This window comes from Mesorhizobium sp. WSM4809, from assembly GCF_055811655.1.
The window spans coordinates 170271-189166 of record NZ_JBVVQW010000004.1; the positions used below are offsets into that span (position 1 = coordinate 170271).

Annotated in this window: 18 protein-coding genes; 9 read left to right on the top strand and 9 right to left on the bottom strand. The window is 63.1% G+C overall.

The window, feature by feature from the left end; translation table 11 throughout:
• Positions 1–142: 142 nt before the first annotated feature.
• Positions 143–853 carry a sulfate transporter family protein gene (locus AC0L24_RS12040; RefSeq protein WP_127266633.1) on the top strand — a complete coding sequence of 237 codons (711 nt, stop codon included), beginning with the start codon at positions 143–145 and terminating at the stop codon, positions 851–853.
• 9 nt (positions 854–862) lie between these two features.
• Here the strand turns inward: AC0L24_RS12040 and AC0L24_RS12045 are convergent, their stop codons facing one another.
• From AC0L24_RS12045 to AC0L24_RS12070, 6 genes are all read right to left on the bottom strand, one after another.
• Positions 863–1861 (bottom strand): proline racemase family protein, encoded by a 999-nt coding sequence (locus AC0L24_RS12045; RefSeq protein ID WP_127808111.1) that lies wholly within the window; start codon positions 1859–1861, stop codon positions 863–865.
• A 14-nt stretch (positions 1862–1875) separates the two neighbouring features.
• Positions 1876–2679: an isocitrate lyase/PEP mutase family protein gene (locus tag AC0L24_RS12050; RefSeq protein ID WP_127808110.1), complete on the bottom strand. Its 804-nt coding sequence runs from the start codon at positions 2677–2679 to the stop codon at positions 1876–1878.
• An 80-nt stretch (positions 2680–2759) separates the two neighbouring features.
• Complete coding sequence (locus AC0L24_RS12055; RefSeq protein ID WP_473563741.1) at positions 2760–3614, bottom strand: hypothetical protein; 855 nt, start codon at positions 3612–3614, stop codon at positions 2760–2762.
• A gap of 72 nt (positions 3615–3686) precedes the next feature.
• The gene (locus AC0L24_RS12060; protein WP_127408497.1) at positions 3687–4349 is read right to left on the bottom strand and encodes an HAD family hydrolase; all 663 of its coding nucleotides are present in this window, start codon (positions 4347–4349) and stop codon (positions 3687–3689) included.
• Positions 4349–4834, bottom strand: a complete 486-nt coding sequence (gene dut / locus AC0L24_RS12065) for a dUTP diphosphatase (protein ID WP_127396467.1) — start codon at positions 4832–4834, stop codon at positions 4349–4351. The genes AC0L24_RS12060 and dut overlap by 1 nt, the downstream gene beginning before the upstream one ends.
• Positions 4835–5238: 404 nt before the next feature.
• Positions 5239–5709 (bottom strand): Lrp/AsnC family transcriptional regulator, encoded by a 471-nt coding sequence (locus AC0L24_RS12070; protein WP_127808108.1) that lies wholly within the window; start codon positions 5707–5709, stop codon positions 5239–5241.
• Between the two features lie 115 nt (positions 5710–5824).
• Between AC0L24_RS12070 and AC0L24_RS12075 the strand changes: the two genes are divergently transcribed.
• From AC0L24_RS12075 to AC0L24_RS12085, 3 genes are all read left to right on the top strand, one after another.
• A complete protein-coding gene (locus AC0L24_RS12075; RefSeq protein ID WP_127808107.1) occupies positions 5825–6073 on the top strand; it encodes a DUF6356 family protein in 249 nt (82 codons plus the stop codon).
• 15 nt (positions 6074–6088) lie between these two features.
• Positions 6089–6889 (top strand): class II glutamine amidotransferase, encoded by an 801-nt coding sequence (locus tag AC0L24_RS12080; protein ID WP_473563742.1) that lies wholly within the window; start codon positions 6089–6091, stop codon positions 6887–6889.
• Between the two features lie 329 nt (positions 6890–7218).
• Positions 7219–8592: an amidase gene (locus AC0L24_RS12085; protein ID WP_127396465.1), complete on the top strand. Its 1374-nt coding sequence runs from the start codon at positions 7219–7221 to the stop codon at positions 8590–8592.
• Here the strand turns inward: AC0L24_RS12085 and AC0L24_RS12090 are convergent.
• Positions 8586–9659 (bottom strand): NAD(P)/FAD-dependent oxidoreductase, encoded by a 1074-nt coding sequence (locus AC0L24_RS12090; RefSeq protein WP_127808106.1) that lies wholly within the window; start codon positions 9657–9659, stop codon positions 8586–8588. The two genes, AC0L24_RS12085 and AC0L24_RS12090, sit on opposite strands and share 7 nt — an antisense overlap.
• A 236-nt stretch (positions 9660–9895) precedes the next feature.
• Here AC0L24_RS12090 and AC0L24_RS12095 point away from each other — a divergent pair, with 236 nt between their 5' ends.
• Entirely contained in the window at positions 9896–11488 is a 1593-nt protein-coding gene (locus AC0L24_RS12095) for a peptide chain release factor 3 (RefSeq protein ID WP_127808105.1), read from the top strand.
• A 76-nt stretch (positions 11489–11564) separates the two neighbouring features.
• Here the strand turns inward: AC0L24_RS12095 and AC0L24_RS12100 are convergent, their stop codons facing one another.
• Complete coding sequence (locus AC0L24_RS12100) at positions 11565–12035, bottom strand: VOC family protein (RefSeq protein ID WP_127808104.1); 471 nt, start codon at positions 12033–12035, stop codon at positions 11565–11567.
• A 250-nt stretch (positions 12036–12285) separates the two neighbouring features.
• Between AC0L24_RS12100 and ilvD the strand changes: the two genes are divergently transcribed.
• Entirely contained in the window at positions 12286–14130 is a 1845-nt protein-coding gene (ilvD, locus tag AC0L24_RS12105; protein WP_127808103.1) for a dihydroxy-acid dehydratase, read from the top strand.
• A gap of 158 nt (positions 14131–14288) precedes the next feature.
• Here the strand turns inward: ilvD and AC0L24_RS12110 are convergent, their stop codons facing one another.
• The gene (locus AC0L24_RS12110) at positions 14289–16043 is read right to left on the bottom strand and encodes an ABC transporter ATP-binding protein (RefSeq protein WP_127808102.1); all 1755 of its coding nucleotides are present in this window, start codon (positions 16041–16043) and stop codon (positions 14289–14291) included.
• Between the two features lie 169 nt (positions 16044–16212).
• On the opposite strand from AC0L24_RS12110, the gene AC0L24_RS12115 reads away from it, so the two are divergent.
• From AC0L24_RS12115 to AC0L24_RS12125, 3 genes are all read left to right on the top strand, one after another.
• Positions 16213–17502, top strand: coding sequence for an amidohydrolase family protein (locus tag AC0L24_RS12115; RefSeq protein ID WP_473563743.1), 1290 nt, complete (start codon positions 16213–16215; stop codon positions 17500–17502).
• 87 nt (positions 17503–17589) lie between these two features.
• Positions 17590–17856, top strand: a complete 267-nt coding sequence (locus AC0L24_RS12120) for a hypothetical protein (protein ID WP_127267473.1) — start codon at positions 17590–17592, stop codon at positions 17854–17856.
• Between the two features lie 115 nt (positions 17857–17971).
• On the top strand, positions 17972–18895 hold the full coding sequence (locus AC0L24_RS12125; RefSeq protein WP_127808100.1) for a DMT family transporter: 924 nt from the start codon (positions 17972–17974) through the stop codon (positions 18893–18895).
• The last annotated feature ends 1 nt before the right edge of the window (position 18896 follow it).

Genomic DNA, 18896 nt, shown 5'->3' on the forward strand with positions numbered 1-18896 from the left:
AAGGAAAAGCGCATAGCGCTCTCCCCTTGGGGATTGCGCCAAAGCAAAAGAACCGGCCTGCTTGCGCTCATGCCGTGCTCTGCTTATCTCGGAAGCATCCGCCTTTTCGACGGTGTCTGGTGTGACCTGGGGGTAAAGCACGGTGATTTTCGACGCTGCCCGCACTGCGGCCCTCGAGCTGCTCTCGCCTCCCTTTCGGGCCGTGTTCCTCAAGACATTGGGTCTGACGCTGCTGGCGCTTGTCGCCTTGTGGTTCGGCCTGACCAGCCTCGTCGAGTGGCTCGCCCTGCCGTGGCTGCAGACGCTGTTGCCCGGCATACCGTCCTGGGCCGGCTGGCTGGGTGGCATCATCGCCGCGATAGCGCTTGCCTTCGGCATGGCATTGCTCATCGCGCCGGTGACGGCTGTTGTCGCCGGCCTGTTCCTCGACGATATCGCCGAAGTGGTCGAGCGCACCGACTATCCCGGCGATCCGACCGGTCGCGCCATGCCGGCGCTGCGCTCGCTGGTGCTGTCGGCGCGATTCCTCGGCGTCGTCATTCTCGGCAACATCGTCGCCCTGCTGCTTCTGCTGGTGCCGGGCGTCAACATAGCCGCCTTCTTTATCGTCAACGGCTATCTGCTCGGGCGCGAGTTCTTCGAATTCGCTGCCATGCGCTTTCGCGGGGAAGAAGAGGCCAGGGCCTTGCGCAGGCACTATGCCGGCACGGTGTTTCTCGCCGGGCTGCTCATCGCGGCTTTCCTCGCCGTGCCGTTGCTCAACCTGCTGACGCCGCTCTTCGCCGCCGCCGTGATGGTGCATCTGCACAAGGCGATCTCGGTGCGGGAAGTGGCTCGCTCCTCGCGCCGCTGAGCATTTTCTTCAGCGCAACAGGAATCCGCGTCCGAGCTCGTCGTCCGCTTCGACGATAAACTCCGTCCTGCCACTATAATAGGCGCGGCCGCCGACGCGGGCGATGATCGCCCCGTGCGGGCCAGCCTTCGCAGTCCGCACCACGGCTCCCGAAAACCGCGAGCCGGCAATGCTTTCGAATGTGCGCGTCTGTCCGATCGCGATCTCGCCCTTGGCATGCATGGCCGCCAGCCTTGCGGTGACGCCGGAGCCGGTCGGCGAGCGGTCGACCTCCGCCTCGGCGAAGACGCAGATGTTCTTGGTCACCTCATCGGAAAAGGCATCGCGGCCATCGGTCAGGATGGTGCCGTAGAGGAAGGCAAGGTCGGCATGGTCGGGATGCGACATCGGAAATTCGGCCTTGAGCCTGTCCGTCAGCGCGGTTGCCGCATCGACGAAATCGCGCACCCGGCTTTTGCCGAATTCGAGCCCGAATTGGTGACAATCGGCCAGCGCGTAGAAAGCGCCGCCATAGGCGACGTCGAAGCCGATCGTGCCGTGGCCCGCCAGCTCTATCGTCTGCCCGCCGGCGAACAGAAACGCCGGCACGCTTTCGAACGACACCGCACCGGCCTTGCCGTCCCTGACCTCGACCGAGGCGACGACCAGCCCGCACGGCGCCTCGATATTCACTGTCGTGATTGGTTCCTGTTTCGCCACCAATCCTTCATCTACGGCGTAGCGGCCGAGCGCGACGATGGCGTGGCCGCACATCGTCGAATAGCCCTCATTGTGCATGAACAGCACGGCGAGGTCGGCGCCGGGCAGGTCGGGTTCGACCAGCAAGGCGCCATACATGTCGTAATGGCCGCGCGGCTCGAACATCAGGATCTTCCTGAGATGATCGAGATGGTCCCGCACATAGGCGCGCTTTTCCAGGATCGTGCCCCTGGGGACACTGGGATAGCCGCCGGTGACGATCCTGAGCGGCTCGCCGCCGGTATGCATATCGACGACGGTAAGCGTCATGCGATGGGCCCCGTTCAAGCTGAAGACTTGCCGAAGAGGGCTTGCAATTTGCCGAACGGCATGGCGGCGCGGGTGAAGCCGAAGGTGCCGTCCTGCTGGATCTCGCGCGCCGCCGTTTCCAGCATGCCATAGGCGAAATTGGTCAGCCACGGCCCGAGCGAGATGCGCTTGACGCCGGCCATGGCGAGGTCGGCGATGGTGAAGCCAGGCTTTGCCATGACATTGACCGGCTTGCTGACCGCCGAGCAGAGCGTGCGGATCATCTCGACGTCGCCGATGCCGGGCGCATAGAGCACGTCGGCGCCGGCCTTCTCGAAGGCCTGCAGCCGCTTGATGGTGTCGTCGAGGTCGGACTTGCCCCACAGGAAATTCTCAGCCCGCGCCGTGAAGACGAAATCGCGCTTCAGCGCCCGCGCCGCCTCCACCGCCGCCGCAATGCGCTCGACGGCATGCGCGAAATCATAGATCGGCTTGTCGGGATCGCCGGTGTGGTCCTCGATCGAGCAGCCGGCAAGACCGGCCGCTTCCGCCGCGAAGATGGTTTCGGCGGCCTGCTCGGCGCTGTCGCCCTTGCCCTTCTCGAGGTCGGCGGAGACAGGCAGGCTGGTCGCCGCCGTCACCTCGCGGCAATGGTGGATCATCTGGTCGAAGGTTACGGCGCCATCCGGCAGGCCGCGTGAAAAAGCAAAGCCGGCGCTGGTCGTCGCCAGCGCCGTGAAACCGAACGAGGTCAGCAGCTTCGTCGTGCCAATATCCCAGGGATTGGGCATGACGAAGGTCGAGGCATGCAGGTCGCGAAAGATCTTGCCCTTGTCCATGGTAGTTCCCCCATCATGTGCGGTGTGGCTAAGCGGATTTTATCCTGCCCGATTTGACCGGGCAAACGAATGCGGTTGGTTCAGAAGCGATTGGCGTTCTCTCCTGCCAATTTGTCCAGCGCGTCGGAATCCTTGGTGTAGCGCGATGTCTCCTTGTCCCAGTGATAGGTGACGGAAATCTCGTGGGACTCTGGTCTGGGCGGAGTGTCGTCACAGCTTTCGCCGTTCAGCACAGTAGAGTCGGTCACGGTCACCTTGATGGCGGCATAAGGCTGGCCGTCGCCTACGGTCTGCAAAGTCACGTCCTGCTTGCGGCTGTAGGCGCACAGGTTTTCGTCGAACGTATAGATCATGTCGATCGGTTCGAACTTGTCGTCGCGGATCATGATCAGCGGCGTGATCACATAGTTCTGGCTCGAATTGAAATGCGCGCTCATGGTGATGAGGACGTCATCGTTGGCGCTGACCGAAAGTCTGCCCGGCTCGTGGAAATAGGTGCCGCGGTCGAGCGCGACATTGACGGCGTCGAGCAGCTTTGGCTTGGCCGTGATGTCGTAGAGCGCCAGCACCGCATAGCCTTCGGCGCTGTCGGGAGAATCGCCAAGGTCGAACAGCATGGTCAGCCGATCCTTGCCGCCGGCCTTGATGGCGAGCACCGCGGCATTGGAAAAGCCCGAAGTCTCGGGCGGCGAACCGCCGCTGTCCGGTCCCTCGATATGACGCATCTCGATCGGCAACCCACCCCTATAGAAGCCGTCCTTGTCCGCAGCGAGATCCGGAATGACCATCCTCGCGAGGTCGAGATAGGTGACATCCGTGCGGCCGGGCAGAGCGCTGCCGAGCTCCGGAAAGCTGATGGCTTGCGCGCCGGCCGCGGTCCATAGAAACGGCGCCAGCATCAAGGCGAGGATGAGGCGGAGCAGGCTGGGGTTCATGCGTGGCCTCGAGTTGGCGGCGCCAAGCTAGCACGGACAATCGAGGCGTACAGCTGCAGGCTGAAGATCAGGTCAGTGGATCGGCACCAGCCCGGCCAGCTCGCGCATGTCGTCGAACAGGATGCCGCCGGCCTGGATCAGGCCGGCGCGGTCGGAATAGGGATCGGCATGGTAGGAAAACACCCGCATGCCGGCGGCGATCCCGGCCTGCGTGCCGGCGACGCTGTCCTCGATGACGATGCAGTCGGCAGGCGCGAAGCCCATGGTCTTGGCCGCATGCAGGAACAGGTCCGGGAACGGCTTGCCACGGCTGACCATGGTCGAGGAAAACATCGCGTGTTCGAACAGCGGCAGCAGCCCGGTCTGGCCAAGCGTGATGTGCATCTTCGACACCCGGGCCGAGGTGGCGACGCAATAGGCGATACCGGCTGAACGCACGGCTTCGACGAACTCGCGGACGTAGGGGATCGCTTCGACGCCGTGGGCAAACAGGTCCGGCAGGCCGGCGTTCCAGCGATCGACGAAACCGGCGCCGAGCCTGACGCTGGTCTCTTCTTCGATCTCTTTCTGCACGGACGCCATGCTGCGGCCGGAGAAATTCTTGCGGCAATATTCGAAGCTTGTCGGATAGCCGGCAGCGGTCAGCCATTCGGCGAGACGCCGATTGGCCAAATTCTCTGTATCGACCAGGATCCCGTCGCAGTCGAAGATGACAAGCTTAGGCAGTTCAGGCATCAGGCGGTGCCGGTCGATCCGAACCCGCCCGCGCCACGCGCCGTACCACCGGCCAGACTGCGCTCTTCCACGGTCGCCTGGGCCACCGCAGCGAAGATGATCTGGGCGACGCGCATGCCGCGCGTCACGGCAAAGTCTTCATCGCCGAGATTGATCAGCAGCACCTTCACCTCGCCGCGATAGTCGCTATCGATGGTGCCGGGCGTGTTGAGGACGGTCAGGCCGTGCTTGAAAGCAAGTCCGGAGCGGGGCCGCACCTGGCCCTCCATGCCTTCCGGAATTTCCAGGATCAGCCCGGTCGGCACCAGAGCGCGCTTTCCCGGAAGGATCAGCAGCGGCCGGTCGTCCGGCACAGCGGCGCGCAGATCCATGCCGGCGGCACCAGTGCTTTCATAGGCGGGAAGGGGAAGTCCTTCAGCATGCGGCAACCTGACGAAGCCGACGGTCGGACCGATGACGGAGGAAGTTTGAAGGGCTGCGCGCATAAAATCGATCCTATCGGCGCGAACGGCGATTCGGTCAACTCGACTGTAATTCTATCAACGGCTTTCTTTTGGGCGGCACGATGGCCGGTCCGGTAGTTTGTCGCCTAACTGTTCGAATTTCGATATGTTGGCCGCATGGATAATCAGGCCGATGACCAACCCGACATCTTAGCCCTATTGAGAAGCACTGCAGAGTCTAGCAAGCGTCTCGCTGAGGCCATGTTGAAGGCCTATGCAGCAAACGCTTTGCCAGAACCAGCGACGCCGGACGATATCGCTCATTGGAAACAGGTTTTGGTGGATGCCAAGTCAGAATTGCTAAGGCTACACGAGGCCCACCGGACCTAAAGACCAGAAGCGCCCAGTTCATACCGAGACACTACCCAATCCCACATGCGCTGCCCCTAACGCAGTTCCATCGGAACGACGGTCGTTTCCTTGATTTCCTCCATCACGAACGACGCGGAAACGTCCGACAGCGCCACCTTGGCAATCAGCCGCTGATAGAGCCGGTCATAGGCCTTCACGTCGGCGACGCGGGCGCGCAAGACATAATCGAGGTCGCCGGACATGCGGTAGACGCCGATGATCTCGGGAAAGCCGGTCACCGCCGCCCGGAACTTCTGCAGCCACTCCGGATCGTGGTTGGACGTGCGGATCAGGATGAAGACGGAAAGGCCAAGCCCGAGCTTTTCGGCATCGACCAGCGCCACCCTGCCGGTGATGACACCAGCCTCTTCCAGCCGCCTCACTCGGCGCCAGCAGGCATTGCGCGACAGCGCCACCCGTTCCGACAGCTGGTCGACCGACAGCGTGCCGTCGCGTTGCAGCTCAGCGAGCAATTTCCGGTCGATTTCGTCAATTTCCAGCGTCATGTGGGATGTTTGTCCCAAGGATCACCGAAATACAAGGACATTTTGAGACCGATGAACCGGCGAAGCGTGTCAGGATACTCATATCAGGAACTTGAAGCGCTGAAGGGGAACCAGCATGTCGGTCGCCAAGATTTTCACCTCTCACCCGGCCAAGGTCGGCGAAACCTATTTCAGCCACATGGGCTTTGCCGCCTGGTTTTCGTCGCGCCTGTTGATGGCGGCTTGTGCTGCGCTCGTTCATGCTTTCTTGCCATTTCTGTTTGAAACTACCGCCAGCCGAATCGTTCGCGAGCTTTACGAGCGGACGCACAACAGAGACACACACGCGATCAAGGAGCCTGCGGCTCTTATGGATCGCGCCTAGAGGACGACAGAAGCGATGTGCCGGTGGGCGGCCTATCTCGGTGAAGCGGTCTTTCTCGAAGACATCCTCACGGCGCCCTGTCACTCGCTGATCGCCCAGAGCCATTGCGCCCAGGAATCGAAATCGCCGACCAATGGCGACGGCTTCGGCCTTGCCTGGTATGGCGACCGCCCAGAGCCGGGTCTCTATCGCGATATCCTGCCGGCCTGGTCCGATCCCAATCTGAAAAGCCTGTGCCGGCAGATCAAATCCGGCCTGTTCCTCGCCCATGTACGGGCGTCCACCGGCGGCGCCACCAGCCGCATGAATTGCCATCCGTTCATCTCCGGCGCCTGGTCGTTCATGCACAACGGCCAGATCGGCGGCTTCGAGAAGATCCGCCGCGCGCTGGAGAATTCGCTGTCAGACGCCGTCTTCGACCAGCGCGAAGGCACCACCGATTCCGAACTCTTTTTCCTGCTGATGACCGACGAAGGGTTGGCCGGCGATCCGCAAGGCGCGGTGTCCCGCGCCACTAGCCGCGTGCTCGAAGCCTCGCGCCGCGCCGGCCTCGAACCAGCGCTGAAGCTCACCGCCGCCTTCTCGGATGGACAGGCGCTGCATGCGGTGCGCTATGCCACCGACGCCCACGCGCCGACGCTCTACACCTCCGTCTTGCGCAAGGGCGGCGGCCGCTGCATCGTGTCCGAGCCGTTCGACCGCGAGGGCGGCGACTGGCAAGCGATCCCGCCATCGAGTTTTGTCACGATGACGCGGGACGGCATCAGCATTCGCCCGTTTGCTCCAGCGGCGGCAAAGCTGGCGCTGGTCGGGTAAGTTTCTTCGCCGGATCGCAAATGCTGCAAAGTCGCGGGCCAGCGCCCCCTCTGTCCTGCCGGACATCTCCCCCTCAAGTGGGGAGATTGGCAGCTTCGCCGACCGCGCGTTCTTGCAACGTTGAAGATTGGCGAAAGCCGTGACGCTATCCAATCTCCCCACTTGAGGGGGAGATGGCCGGCAGGCCAGAGGGGGGCGCCGTAGAGTGCCGACATCGGCAGCACAACTTCGATCAAGCACTAGCGAATACCGAATGCTCAACTCCGCTTGAAATCGCGCCGCGTTCCGCCAATTGGTCAGGCACGCGCGGCCAAGCCGGAGCATTCCTCATGGACATCGTCTTCTCCTCAACCGTCGATCTCGCTGCAGCCATCGCCAAGCGCAAAATCTCCGCCGTGGAAGCACTCGACGCCTATCTGGCGCAAATCGATGCGCACAACCATGCGGTGAATGCCGTCATCTCGCTCGACAGGGAAGGCGCCCGCGAGCGTGCCAAGAAGGCGGACGCTGCCCAGGCGCGCGGCGCCGCACCCGGACCTCTGCATGGCGTGCCGTTCACGCTGAAAGACATGCACGAAACGTCAGGCATAAGGACCACGGTCGGCTTCCCGCCCTTTGCCGACTATGTCGCCAAGCAGGACAGCCCGGTCGTCATCAGACTGAAAGCGGCCGGCGGCGTGCTGATGGCCAAGACCAATGTCGCGGCCATGCTTTCGGACTGGCAATCGAACAACCCGCTGTTCGGCCGCACCAACAATCCATGGAATCTCCAGCGCACGGCGGGAGGCTCCAGCGGAGGCGCGGCAGCGGCAATTTGCTTGGGGATGACGCCGTTCGACGTGGGCACAGACATGCAGGATTCGATCCGGCTGCCGGCCGCCTTTTGCGGTGTTTATGGCTTGAAGCCGACGGAGCATCGTGTCTCGCTGGCCGGTGCCTTCCCCGATCCCGGCGGTGCCGCGCGCAGCGTGCGGCTGATGTCCTGCCTCGGGCCGTTGGCGCGCAGCGTGCAAGATTTGGCGCTGATTTATCAAATCATCGCCGGCCCGGATGGAAGCGACACCGATCTTGCTCCGGTGCCGGTCCAGGATATGCCGAAGCTCGACCCTAGGACATTGCGCATCGCCTTCGCGCCGTCCTTTCCCGGCTTTCCGGTGGCCGGCGACATCAGCGCCGCGGTCGAAAACCTCGCAAGGCAGCTGCAATCGGCCGGTGCCCTCGTTGAGGAGGCAAAACTGCCGAAACTCGATCTGCACCACGATCTGGAGCAGGGCGGCGCGCTGATCGGCATGATGCTGGAGGCCGCCCAGCCGGAGTCGCCGGAGAACCCGACACCGGTCTCGCATTGGTTCGAGGCACTCGCCCGCCGCGACAGGTCCATTCTCGCCTGGGACCGGTTTTTCGAAAACCATGACGCGCTGCTCTGCCCGGTCGCCATGACTTCCGCCTTCCCGCATTGCGAGCCGGGCACGCCGATCACGGTCGACGGCAAGGAGCAGAGCTACTGGATGCTGCCGGCCTATGGCGCCGTCTTCAACTACAGCGGCCATCCGGCGCTTTCCATCCCATGCGGACAGGGCAGCGAGGGCTTGCCGATCGGCTTGCAACTGGTCGGCAAACGCTGGTCGGAGTCACAGCTGCTCGGCATCGCCAGGGCAATCGAACCACTGACCGGCGGCTTTCGGCGTCCGCCCGCCTATTGAGCGAAACGCGACAATCCATAAGGGGCAAGTAAGGGGTCGCGCTCGCCGTCGAGGATTTCCCGAGCGGCGAACAGGCCGATGGCCGGCGCCAACGTGATGCCGGAATGCATGACGGCGACATAGACACCGTCCAAGCCCTCGGCGCGGCCAATGATCGGAAAGCCGTCGATCGGCGTCGGCCGGTAGCCGACCGTGTGGAAATCGAGTTCCAACCCATCGCTGTCGCGCAGCATGGCCTTCATGGCCGCAAACAGGGCGTGGGCGGTGGCTTCGGCATCCATGCCCGGATCGGCTCCGCCAAAATCCGAGCCGGCGATGATGCGGCCTTCCGCCGTCTGGCGCATGTGCAGCCGCTCGGCCAGCACCAGCCCGTTGAGCAGCTTTTCGTGCGGTCGCGAATGGACGATCAGGCCGGGCGGCGTTTCGATCGGCAGGTTGATCCCGGCGGTCGCGGCGATCTCCGGCGAGCCAACGCCGGCCGCGACCACCACCTCGTCCGATGCAATCAGGCCATGCGATGTGTCGACACCGGTGATCCTGCCGCCGGTCTGGACCAGGGCCGTCACCGTGCTGGAGATGGTCTTCGCGCCATGTCGCTTCGCGTCTGCCAATAGGGCACGGACGGCGGCCACGGGCTCTGCGACACCTTCTTCGGCAACATGCAGGGCAAAATCCGGAAGCTCGGTGAGATTAGGTTCGATGCGCGCTGCACCGGCGCGGTCGACTTGGCTGATGCCATAGCCCCAGGCGGAATGTTCCGTGGCGTAGGTTTCCATGTCGGCCGCCGGTAAGTCCCAGCACAGGCCGCCGCACCAGATAAGCGGCAGGTCGGGCAGGTCCTGCGCCAGCCGCGACCATTCGGCCATGGCGCGGGTGCGCAGCCGGAAATAGGGCTCCGGATTGCCCCAGCTGGCGTTGATCCAGGCGAACGAATTTGGCGTCGCCACCCCACCGGCAGCACTGTCGGCAATCACCGTCACTTGCGCACCCGCTCTGCTCAGATGCCAGGCGGTGGAGGCACCGATGATGCCGGCGCCGATGACGATTACTTGTTTCGCCGCAGTCATGCTTGCTCCTCTTCCTCGTCATCCGGAGGGATGTTCATCCAGTGCCATCCCGGCAGCCGCTTGCCAACATCGCGCAGCGTAAAATATGCGGCAATGCACTGGCCGGAGCCACAGCACGACTGAGCTGTATGCTCTGACGGTGAGGCGGCGATCAGCAGCGCCCGAGCCGCCGGACCGGTCGACAGGCCGGCACTGCGCTGCTAGAAGCCCGGCCTGTCACACGGAAATCCCAGAGAATGCCCGAAGCAATAGAAGAAGAAGTGGCACGCCGCCGCACCTTCGCGATCATCGCGCACCCGGACGCCGGCAAGACGACGCTCACCGAAAAGCTGCTGCTGTTCGGCGGCGCCATCCAGCTCGCCGGCGAGGTCAAGGCCAAGAAGGACAAGATCCAGACGCGGTCCGACTGGATGAAGATCGAGCGCGAACGCGGCATCTCGGTCGTCACCTCGGTGATGACCTTCGAGTATGAGGACAATGTCTTCAACCTGCTCGACACGCCCGGCCACGAGGATTTCGCCGACGACACCTACCGCACGCTGTCGGCGGTCGACTCGGCGGTCATGGTCATCGATGCCGCCAAGGGCATCGAGCCACGCACGCTGAAACTGTTCGAAGTCTGCCGCCTGCGCGACATCCCGATCATCACCTTCATCAACAAGATGGACCGCGAAAGCCGCGATCCGTTCGAGATTTTGGACGAGATCGAACAGAAGCTGGCGCTGGATACTGCCCCCGTCACCTGGCCGATCGGCCGCGGCAAGAATTTTGCCGGCACCTATCATCTGGCGCTGAATGCCGTGCGCAGGGGCGACGCGGAGAAGGAACGCACGCCGGTCAACGGCCCCGATTCCAACCGCGTCGCCGGGCTGCTGCCCGAAAACGAGCGCGAAGCCTTCATCGAGGAACTGGAACTCGCGCGAGAAGCGTGCAGACCCCTTGATATTGAGGCCTTCCGCGAGGGCCATCTGACGCCGGTCTATTTCGGTTCGGCGCTACGCAACTATGGCGTGCGCGACCTGATCGAGGCACTCGGCGCTTTTGGACCGCCGCCGCGCGCGCAGGAGGCCGACACCCGCAAGGTCGAGGCGACCGAAGAGAAGATGACGTCCTTCGTCTTCAAGATCCAGGCCAACATGGATCCCAATCACCGCGACCGCATCGCCTTCGTCCGTGTCTGTTCGGGCAAGCTCGAGCGCGGCATGAAGGCCAAGCTGGTGCGCACGGGAAAACCGATGTCGCTGTCGGCGCCGCAGTTCTTCTTTGCCCGGACCCGCGTTACCGCTGACGAGGCTTTTGCCGGTGACGTCGTCGGCATCCCCAACCATGGCACGCTGCGCATCGGCGACACGCTGACCGAAGGCGAGGAGATACTGTTCCGCGGCGTTCCGAATTTCGCCCCGGAAATCCTGCGTCGTGTGCGCCTCGGCGACGCGATGAAGGCGAAAAAACTCAAGGAAGCGCTGCACCAGATGGCAGAGGAGGGCGTCGTGCAGCTGTTTTCGCCGGAGGATGGCTCGCCGGCCATCGTCGGCGTCGTCGGCGCGCTGCAGCTCGACGTGCTGAAGGAACGGCTGAACTTCGAATACACGCTGCCGGTCGAATTCGAGATGTCGCGGTTTTCAGTCTGCCGCTGGATATCGGCCGACGACAAAGCCGAGACGCTTCGCTTCATCGAGGCGCATCGCGGTGACATCGCCCGCGACCTCGACAATGATCCGGTGTTCCTCGCCCAGCACGCTTTCTCGCTGAACTACGAAGCGGAACGCTGGAAGGCGATCAAGTTTGCCACGATCAAGGACTATCAGGTCCGCGACAAGGCGGCGTAGGCGCCAGTTTTCCCTTCTCCCCGTTCACGGGGAGAAGGTGCCCGAAGGGCGGATGAGGGGCAGCGCCAACCCTCGACTATCCTCTCGCCGCTTCCTCGATCCTGGCGATGTCGATCTTGCTCATCTGCATCATCGCCGACATCACGCGGCCGGCCTTGGCCCGGTCCGGATCCAGCAGCAGGCGCGGCAGCTGCTCCGGCACAACCTGCCAGGAGACGCCGAATTTATCCTTCAGCCAGCTGCATTGCGACGGTTGGCCGCCACCTTCGATGAGCTTGTCCCAGAAGTAATCCACCTCTTCCTGCGTCTTGCAGTCGATCGACTGCGACATCGCCTCGGTGTGCTTGAACTGCGGTCCACCATTGAGCGCCTGGAATTGCACCCCGTCGAGTTCGAACGTGGTCACCAGCACCTTGCCTTCATCGGCGTGGCCTTCGGGCCAGCGCATTACGCTCAGCACCTTCGAATTCTTGAAGATGGAGACGTAGAAATTCATGGCCTCTTCGGCCAGGCCGTCGAACCACAGGCAGGTGGTGATCTTTTGCATGTCGTGCTCCTCGGGTTGTTTTGGTTGCGTTACGGCGAAACGGCTGACTCCGAACGTGGTGCCATTTCCATGTCGTCTGCCTAAGGACGGGCATGCAGTGCGCCATCCGACAGTGCTACGCATTTTTTTGAGAGAATCTGGCGCATTGCAAAATTGTGGCCAGACCGGGCTTGCGCGTCTATAACGCCTGCGGTCCGAATTCAGCTCCGCCGCGCCATGCATGGCTGTGGCCAGCCACCAAGGAAAAAACATGCCTGCCTATCGCTCCCGCACCACCACCCATGGCCGCAACATGGCCGGCGCTCGCGGCCTCTGGCGCGCCACCGGCATGAAGGACAGCGATTTCGGCAAGCCGATCATCGCGGTGGTCAACTCCTTCACCCAGTTCGTGCCGGGCCATGTCCATCTGAAGGATCTCGGCCAGTTGGTCGCGCGCGAGATCGAGAAGGCCGGCGGCGTCGCCAAGGAATTCAACACCATCGCCGTCGACGACGGCATCGCCATGGGCCATGACGGCATGCTCTATTCGCTGCCGTCGCGCGAGCTGATCGCCGATTCCGTCGAATACATGGTCAATGCTCACTGTGCCGACGCCATGGTCTGCATCTCCAATTGCGACAAGATCACGCCCGGCATGCTGATGGCATCGTTGCGCCTCAACATCCCGACCGTCTTCGTTTCCGGCGGTCCGATGGAAGCCGGCAAGGTGGTGCTCGCCGGCAAGACGCAGGCTCTCGACCTGGTCGATGCCATGGTGGCGGCCGCCGACGACAGGGTCTCCGACGAGGACGTCAAGGTCATCGAGCGCTCGGCTTGCCCGACCTGCGGCTCCTGCTCGGGCATGTTCACCGCCAATTCGATGAATTGTTTGACCGAGGCGCTTGGCCTGTCGCTGCCCGGCAACGGCTCGACATTGGCCACCCATGCCGACCGCAAGCGGCTGTTCGTCGAGGCCGGCCACCTGATCGTCGATCTCGCTCAGCGTTACTACGAACAGGATGACGAGACGGCTCTGCCGCGCAACATCGCCTCGAAGGGCGCCTTCGAGAACGCCATGACCCTCGACATCGCCATGGGCGGCTCGACCAACACCGTGCTGCACATCCTGGCTGCCGCGCATGAAGGCGAGATCGATTTCGATCAGGACGACATCGACGCGCTGTCGCGCAAGGTGCCGGTGCTGTGCAAGGTTGCTCCGGCCAAGTCCGACGTGCACATGGAAGACGTGCACCGCGCCGGCGGTATCATGGCCATCCTCGGCCAGCTCGACAATGCCGGCCTGCTCAACCGCGACCTGCCGACGGTGCACACGCGAACGCTGGGCGAAGCGCTCGACCATTGGGATATTTCCCGCACGACCAGCCAGAGTGTGCGCGATTTCTTCCTCGCCGCCCCTGGTGGCGTGCCGACACAGGTCGCTTTCAGCCAGGACCGCCGCTGGGACGAACTCGATCTCGACCGCGAGAAAGGCGTCATCCGCTCGACCGAACATCCCTTTTCCAGGGATGGCGGCCTCGCCGTGCTGAAAGGCAATCTGGCTCTCGACGGCTGTATCGTGAAGACCGCCGGCGTCGATGAATCGATCCTGAAGTTCACCGGCCCGGCCCGCGTCTTCGAAAGCCAGGATTCGAGCGTCAAGGCGATCCTGTCCAACGAGATCAAGGCCGGCGATGTGGTCGTCATCCGCTATGAAGGGCCGCGCGGCGGCCCAGGCATGCAGGAAATGCTTTATCCAACCAGCTATCTGAAGTCGAAAGGGCTCGGCAAGGCCTGCGCCCTGGTCACCGACGGCCGCTTCTCGGGAGGCACGTCGGGCCTGTCGATCGGCCATGCGTCGCCGGAAGCCGCCGAAGGCGGGCTGATCGGGCTGGTGCAGGAGGGCGATACGATCGAGATCGACATCCCGAACCGCAGCATCCGCCTGGCTGTCGATGAGGCGGAACTCGCTGCCCGCCGGGCGGCGATGGAGGCCAAGGGCGCCCTGGCCTGGAAGCCCGAGGAAAAGCGCAAGCGCAAGGTGACGACCGCCTTGCGCGCCTATGCCGCCATGGCGACCAGCGCGGCCAAGGGCGCGGTGAGGTTTGTGCCGGAATAAGGTTTGCGCCCAGGCCCCCTCATCCGGCCGCTACGCGGCCACCTTCTCCCCGCTGGGGACAAGAGGCTGGCGCCGGCGCTGACGATCTCTTCTCCCCTCGGGGGGAAGGTGGCCCGAAGGGCCGGATGAGGGGGCTGGCTCCAACATCCGGAACACCATCACGGCATCAACTGATACTCATAAAGCTTCTGGTAGAGCCCACCCTGCTTGAGCAAGGTCTTGTGCGGGCCGCTTTCCACCACCTTGCCGGCTTCGAGCACCACGATCGTGTCTGCCTGGTGCACCGTCGACAGACGGTGCGCGATGACGATCGTCGTGCGGCCTTCCGTCAATTGCTGCAGCGCGTCGCGGAACAGCGCTTCCGATTCGGCATCAAGCGCGCTGGTAGCTTCGTCCAGCAGCAGGATCTCGGCATTGCGCAGCATGGCGCGTGCGATCGAGATCCGTTGGCGTTGGCCGCCCGATAGCAGGCCGCCATTCTCGCCGACATCCGTCTCGTAGCCTTTCGCCTGTGCGCTGATGAAGTCATGGGCGTTGGCCGCCTTGGCGGCGGCGATCACCTCTTCGTCGGTCGCACCCTCGCGCCCAAGCCGGATGTTGTGCATGATGGTGCCGGCAAACAGGAACGTGTCCTGGCTGACATAGGCGATCTTTTCCCGCAGCGATGCGAGCGTCGCATGGGAAATATCCTGGCCGTCGAGCAGCACCTTGCCGCTCTTCGGGTCGTACATGCGCATGATCAGGTTCAGGACGGTCGACTTGCCGCCACCGGAAGGCCCGACCAGCGCCGTCATCTTGCCGGGCGCAAGCGTCAGATCGAACCTGTCCAGCACCGGCGGCCCGTTCTGATAAGCGAAGTCGACGGCGTCGAACCGGATCTCGCCCGGTCCGGCCAGAAGCGGCTTCGCGTCGGGCTTCTCGACCAGAGTCAGCGGCTGGTCGGCGAGCTCGAACATCATGCGCACGCCGACAATACCGCTTTCCAGCGATATGCGCACGCGCGCAAGGCGCTTTGCCGGCTCATAGGCAAACAGGAGCGCCCCGATAAAGGCCATGATGTTTCCCGGCATCTGGCCGCCCTGCAAGACCAGGAAGCCGCTGACGAAGATGGCCCCGGCAATTGCCAGCCCGGCTAGCGTCTCCATCACCGGGCTTGTCGCAGCCTCCAGCGTCGCGATGTTGTTGGCGCGGTTCTCGACGTCCGACACGGCCTTGTACATGCGGTTGCGCATTGCGCCTTCGAGGTTGAAGGATTTGACAACGCGGACGCCGATTGCCGTTTCCTGCATCACCTGCACGATCTGGCCGACCGAGCGAAACTCCATCGCGGCGAACTTGCGAACACGTTTGAGGATGCGGTTGACCCCGTAGATAGCCAAGGGGCCGACGACGAAGCAGATTATAGACAAGGCTGGCTGCTGCCAGACCATGACTCCTACCAGGACAACCAGCGACAACAGATCGCGCACATAGGACGTGACAACGAGGTCGAGCACGTTGCGCGCCGCCTGCGCATTGTTGGTCATGCGTGTGATCAGGTCGGACGACGAGGTCGAATGGTAGAATTCGATGCCTTGCGCCAGGATGCGGTCGTAGATCTTGCGCTGGCGGTCGGCGATGATGGCGTTGCCGACCCGGCTCATGAAATAGGCCTGGATGAAGTTGGCGAGACCCTTGAGAATGAAGATCGTGGCGACCCCCGCCGCAATCAGGTTGACGCGGTCAATCCGCTTGAAGACCACGAATTCGTCGGTGATCTCTTTGAGAATCCAGGCGCTGGCGCCGGTCGTGGCGGCCACCACAAGCATCGACAAGATCGCGGCGCCGTAGCCAAACCTGTGCTGATAAAAGGATTCCCGGATCAACCTCGCAACGAGGCGCTGGTTTTCCGTCGAGCGGAAGAAACGAAACAAACGGCGGATCCTTGAAACCGGGACAACGAAGGCGGCTTATAGAGGGAGTTGCGGCCGGATGGAACCATCCGCGGCCGCCGCGGACAAACCGCTGTTGCAAGCGGCATCGACGGGATGCGATTTTCAGCCTCGGCACTATCAGATGATTCTTTTGACGGGATGACGACAGATGGCTTTCGACCTTATCGTTCGCGGCGGCACACTGCCTGATGGCAGGGTTGCCGACATCGGCATCAACGGTGAGACGATCACGGCGATCGAGCCCACCCTGCAGGGTCCTGCGCGGACCGAGGTCGACGCCCGCGGCAATCTGGTCTCGCCACCCTTCGTCGATCCGCATTTCCACATGGACGCGACGCTCTCCTACGGCATTCCGCGCATCAACGCGTCGGGTACGCTGCTCGAAGGCATTTCGCTATGGGGCGAGTTGAAGCCGCTTTTGACGCATGAGGCGGTGCGTGATCGCGCATTGGCCTATTGCGACTGGGCGGTGTCGATGGGCCTGCTCGCAATCCGTACCCATGTCGATGTCTGCGATGACAGGCTGCTGGCGGTCGAGGCGCTGCTCGAGGTCAAGAAGACGGTCGCCCCCTATATCGACCTGCAACTGGTCGCCCTCCCGCAGGACGGGTTTTATCGCTCGCCAACGGCTCGGGAGAACACCATCCGCGCCTTGGACATGGGCGTCGACATCGTCGGCGGCATCCCGCATTTTGAGCGCACCATGGCCGACGGCACGCGTTCGGTAACGGAGTTGTGCGAGATCGCGGCCAGGCGCGGCCTGATGGTCGACCTGCATTGCGACGAGACTGATGATCCACTGTCGCGTCACATCGAACAGCTTGCGTATGAGACGCAGCGCCTTGGTCTGCAGGGCAAGGTCGCCGGTTCGCACCTCACCTCGATGCATTCGATGGACAATTACTATGTCTCGAAGCTGCTGCCGCTGATCGCCGAGGCCGGCGTCTCGGTCATTCCCAATCCGCTGATCAACATCATGCTGCAGGGCCGCCACGACACCTTCCCGAAGCGCCGGGGCCTGACTCGGGTCAAGGAAATGCTGGCGCTCGGCATTCGCGTCGGCTGGGGCCAGGATTGCGTGCTCGATCCCTGGTATTCGCTAGGCACCGCCGACATGCTCGATGTCGCCTTCATGGGCCTGCACGTCGCTCAGATGTCGAGCCCGGCCGAGATGGCGCGCTGCTTCGACATGGTCACCAACGTCAATGCCGCGATCATGGGCCTCGATCATCTCGGCCTGGCGGTCGGCAAGCGCGCCAGCCTGGTCGTCCTCGATGCCGGCAATCCGGTGGAGGCCCTGCGCCTGCGCGCCGAACGCCTGTGCGTCATCGCCAGGGGCAAGGTGGTGGCGGAGCGGACGAAGCAGGAAACCAGGCTGTCCATCGACGGAAGGCCGGTACTTGTGAACCGACGGCACCATTCGCATCAGGACCAATAGGACACCGCATCTGCATCAAGGGTCTGAGCTTCGCCCGTCCGGAAATAAGTCCACATAAAGGCTCCACTTTTATTCGAGGAGGATTCCATGTGGCGCAAGACTGTGATGGCGGTGGCGTTGACGGTGCTTTGCACCGGCTGCACGACGGTGACGGCAGAGGACCGCCGCGCCGCCGACGAAGCGAAATGCCGGTCCTACGGCTTCGTCAAGAAGAATGACGCCTTTGCCGAGTGTCTGCAGCGCATCGATCTGGAGCGGCGTGCGGAGCTCAGACGCACCCCGGCTTTCGACCCCTGGGACAGGCCGGTGATCTATCGGCCCATTATTCTCAGGCCGCAGCCAAAAGGGAACTGAATCGCGCAGACCCAGCCGATTCCCGAGGCTGGCCTTGCCGATTTCCGGTTTTCTCCTCGTCAAAGCCGCCGCTTCCGTCTACGACGCGGCTTACTAGGGAGGAATCGGGATCGGCATGACGCAGCCCGTGGCGCAGAGTTCGACGATCAGGAATGTGCTTCTGGCCGGCATTCTGCTGATGCTGGCCGGCGACTTCCTGTTTGCGCTGAACGACGCCATGGGCAAGTGGCTGGTGGCCAGCTTCTCCGTCGGTCAGGTGGTGCTGATCCGCTCTATCGGCGCCTTCTTCGTGCTCGGCCCGATGATCGCCAATCAGGGCCCGGCCAAGCTGTTTCGCATGGAACGTCTGGAGCTGCAGCTGCTGCGGGTGGTGATGACCACGCTCGACACCGCGCTCTTCTATGCCGCCGTGGTCTATCTGCCGCTTGCCGATGTGATGAGTTTCTACATGGCCGGGCCGATCTACGTTGCGGCACTCTCGCACCTCTTGCTTGGCGAAAAGGTCGGCTGGCGCCGCTGGATGGCGATCCTGCTCGGCTTCTGCGGCGTTTTGATCATGCTGAAACCGTCCTCGGCGGCGTTCTCGCTGTCATCGGGTTTTGCGCTGGTAGGCAGCATCTCCTTCGCCTTCGCCATCATCCTCAACCGCCGCCTGCGTGGCACCAGCGACACCAATCTGGTGACATGGCAAACCATCGGCACGCTGCTGGTCGGCGGTGTGCTGACCATCGGCGCCTGGCAGACGCCGTCGGCACTCGATCTCGGCGCCATGCTGCTGCTCGGTATCGTCTCCTGCGGCGCCCACCTGATGATCACCAGGGCGCTCAAGCTGGCGCCGGCTTCGACATTGGCGCCGCTGCACTACACACTGCTGCTGTGGGCGGTGGTGTTCGGCCTGGTGTTCTTCGGCGACGTTCCCGGTCCGCGCATCCTGATCGGCTCGGCCATCGTTGTTCTCGCCGGCCTGTTCATCTTCCATCGCCAGAAAGTGGTCGAGATCACTGTGCCGCCCGAAAACGTGCCGAAGGGCGTGAGTTAGT

What these genes read in the sequence shown, in the direction of transcription:
- AC0L24_RS12045 (WP_127808111.1), bottom strand. Translation starts at nt 1,861, where the DNA reads ATGACGCTTACCGTCGTCGATATGCATACCGGCGGCGAGCCGCTCAGG.
- AC0L24_RS12050 (WP_127808110.1), bottom strand. Translation starts at nt 2,679, where the DNA reads ATGGACAAGGGCAAGATCTTTCGCGACCTGCATGCCTCGACCTTCGTC.
- AC0L24_RS12055 (WP_473563741.1), bottom strand. Translation starts at nt 3,614, where the DNA reads ATGAACCCCAGCCTGCTCCGCCTCATCCTCGCCTTGATGCTGGCGCCG.
- AC0L24_RS12060 (WP_127408497.1), bottom strand. Translation starts at nt 4,349, where the DNA reads ATGCCTGAACTGCCTAAGCTTGTCATCTTCGACTGCGACGGGATCCTG.
- dut (WP_127396467.1), bottom strand. Translation starts at nt 4,834, where the DNA reads ATGCGCGCAGCCCTTCAAACTTCCTCCGTCATCGGTCCGACCGTCGGC.
- AC0L24_RS12070 (WP_127808108.1), bottom strand. Translation starts at nt 5,709, where the DNA reads ATGACGCTGGAAATTGACGAAATCGACCGGAAATTGCTCGCTGAGCTG.
- AC0L24_RS12075 (WP_127808107.1), top strand. Translation starts at nt 5,825, where the DNA reads ATGTCGGTCGCCAAGATTTTCACCTCTCACCCGGCCAAGGTCGGCGAA.
- AC0L24_RS12080 (WP_473563742.1), top strand. Translation starts at nt 6,089, where the DNA reads ATGTGCCGGTGGGCGGCCTATCTCGGTGAAGCGGTCTTTCTCGAAGAC.
- AC0L24_RS12085 (WP_127396465.1), top strand. Translation starts at nt 7,219, where the DNA reads ATGGACATCGTCTTCTCCTCAACCGTCGATCTCGCTGCAGCCATCGCC.
- AC0L24_RS12090 (WP_127808106.1), bottom strand. Translation starts at nt 9,659, where the DNA reads ATGACTGCGGCGAAACAAGTAATCGTCATCGGCGCCGGCATCATCGGT.
- AC0L24_RS12095 (WP_127808105.1), top strand. Translation starts at nt 9,896, where the DNA reads ATGCCCGAAGCAATAGAAGAAGAAGTGGCACGCCGCCGCACCTTCGCG.
- AC0L24_RS12100 (WP_127808104.1), bottom strand. Translation starts at nt 12,035, where the DNA reads ATGCAAAAGATCACCACCTGCCTGTGGTTCGACGGCCTGGCCGAAGAG.
- ilvD (WP_127808103.1), top strand. Translation starts at nt 12,286, where the DNA reads ATGCCTGCCTATCGCTCCCGCACCACCACCCATGGCCGCAACATGGCC.
- AC0L24_RS12115 (WP_473563743.1), top strand. Translation starts at nt 16,213, where the DNA reads ATGGCTTTCGACCTTATCGTTCGCGGCGGCACACTGCCTGATGGCAGG.
- AC0L24_RS12120 (WP_127267473.1), top strand. Translation starts at nt 17,590, where the DNA reads ATGTGGCGCAAGACTGTGATGGCGGTGGCGTTGACGGTGCTTTGCACC.
- AC0L24_RS12125 (WP_127808100.1), top strand. Translation starts at nt 17,972, where the DNA reads ATGACGCAGCCCGTGGCGCAGAGTTCGACGATCAGGAATGTGCTTCTG.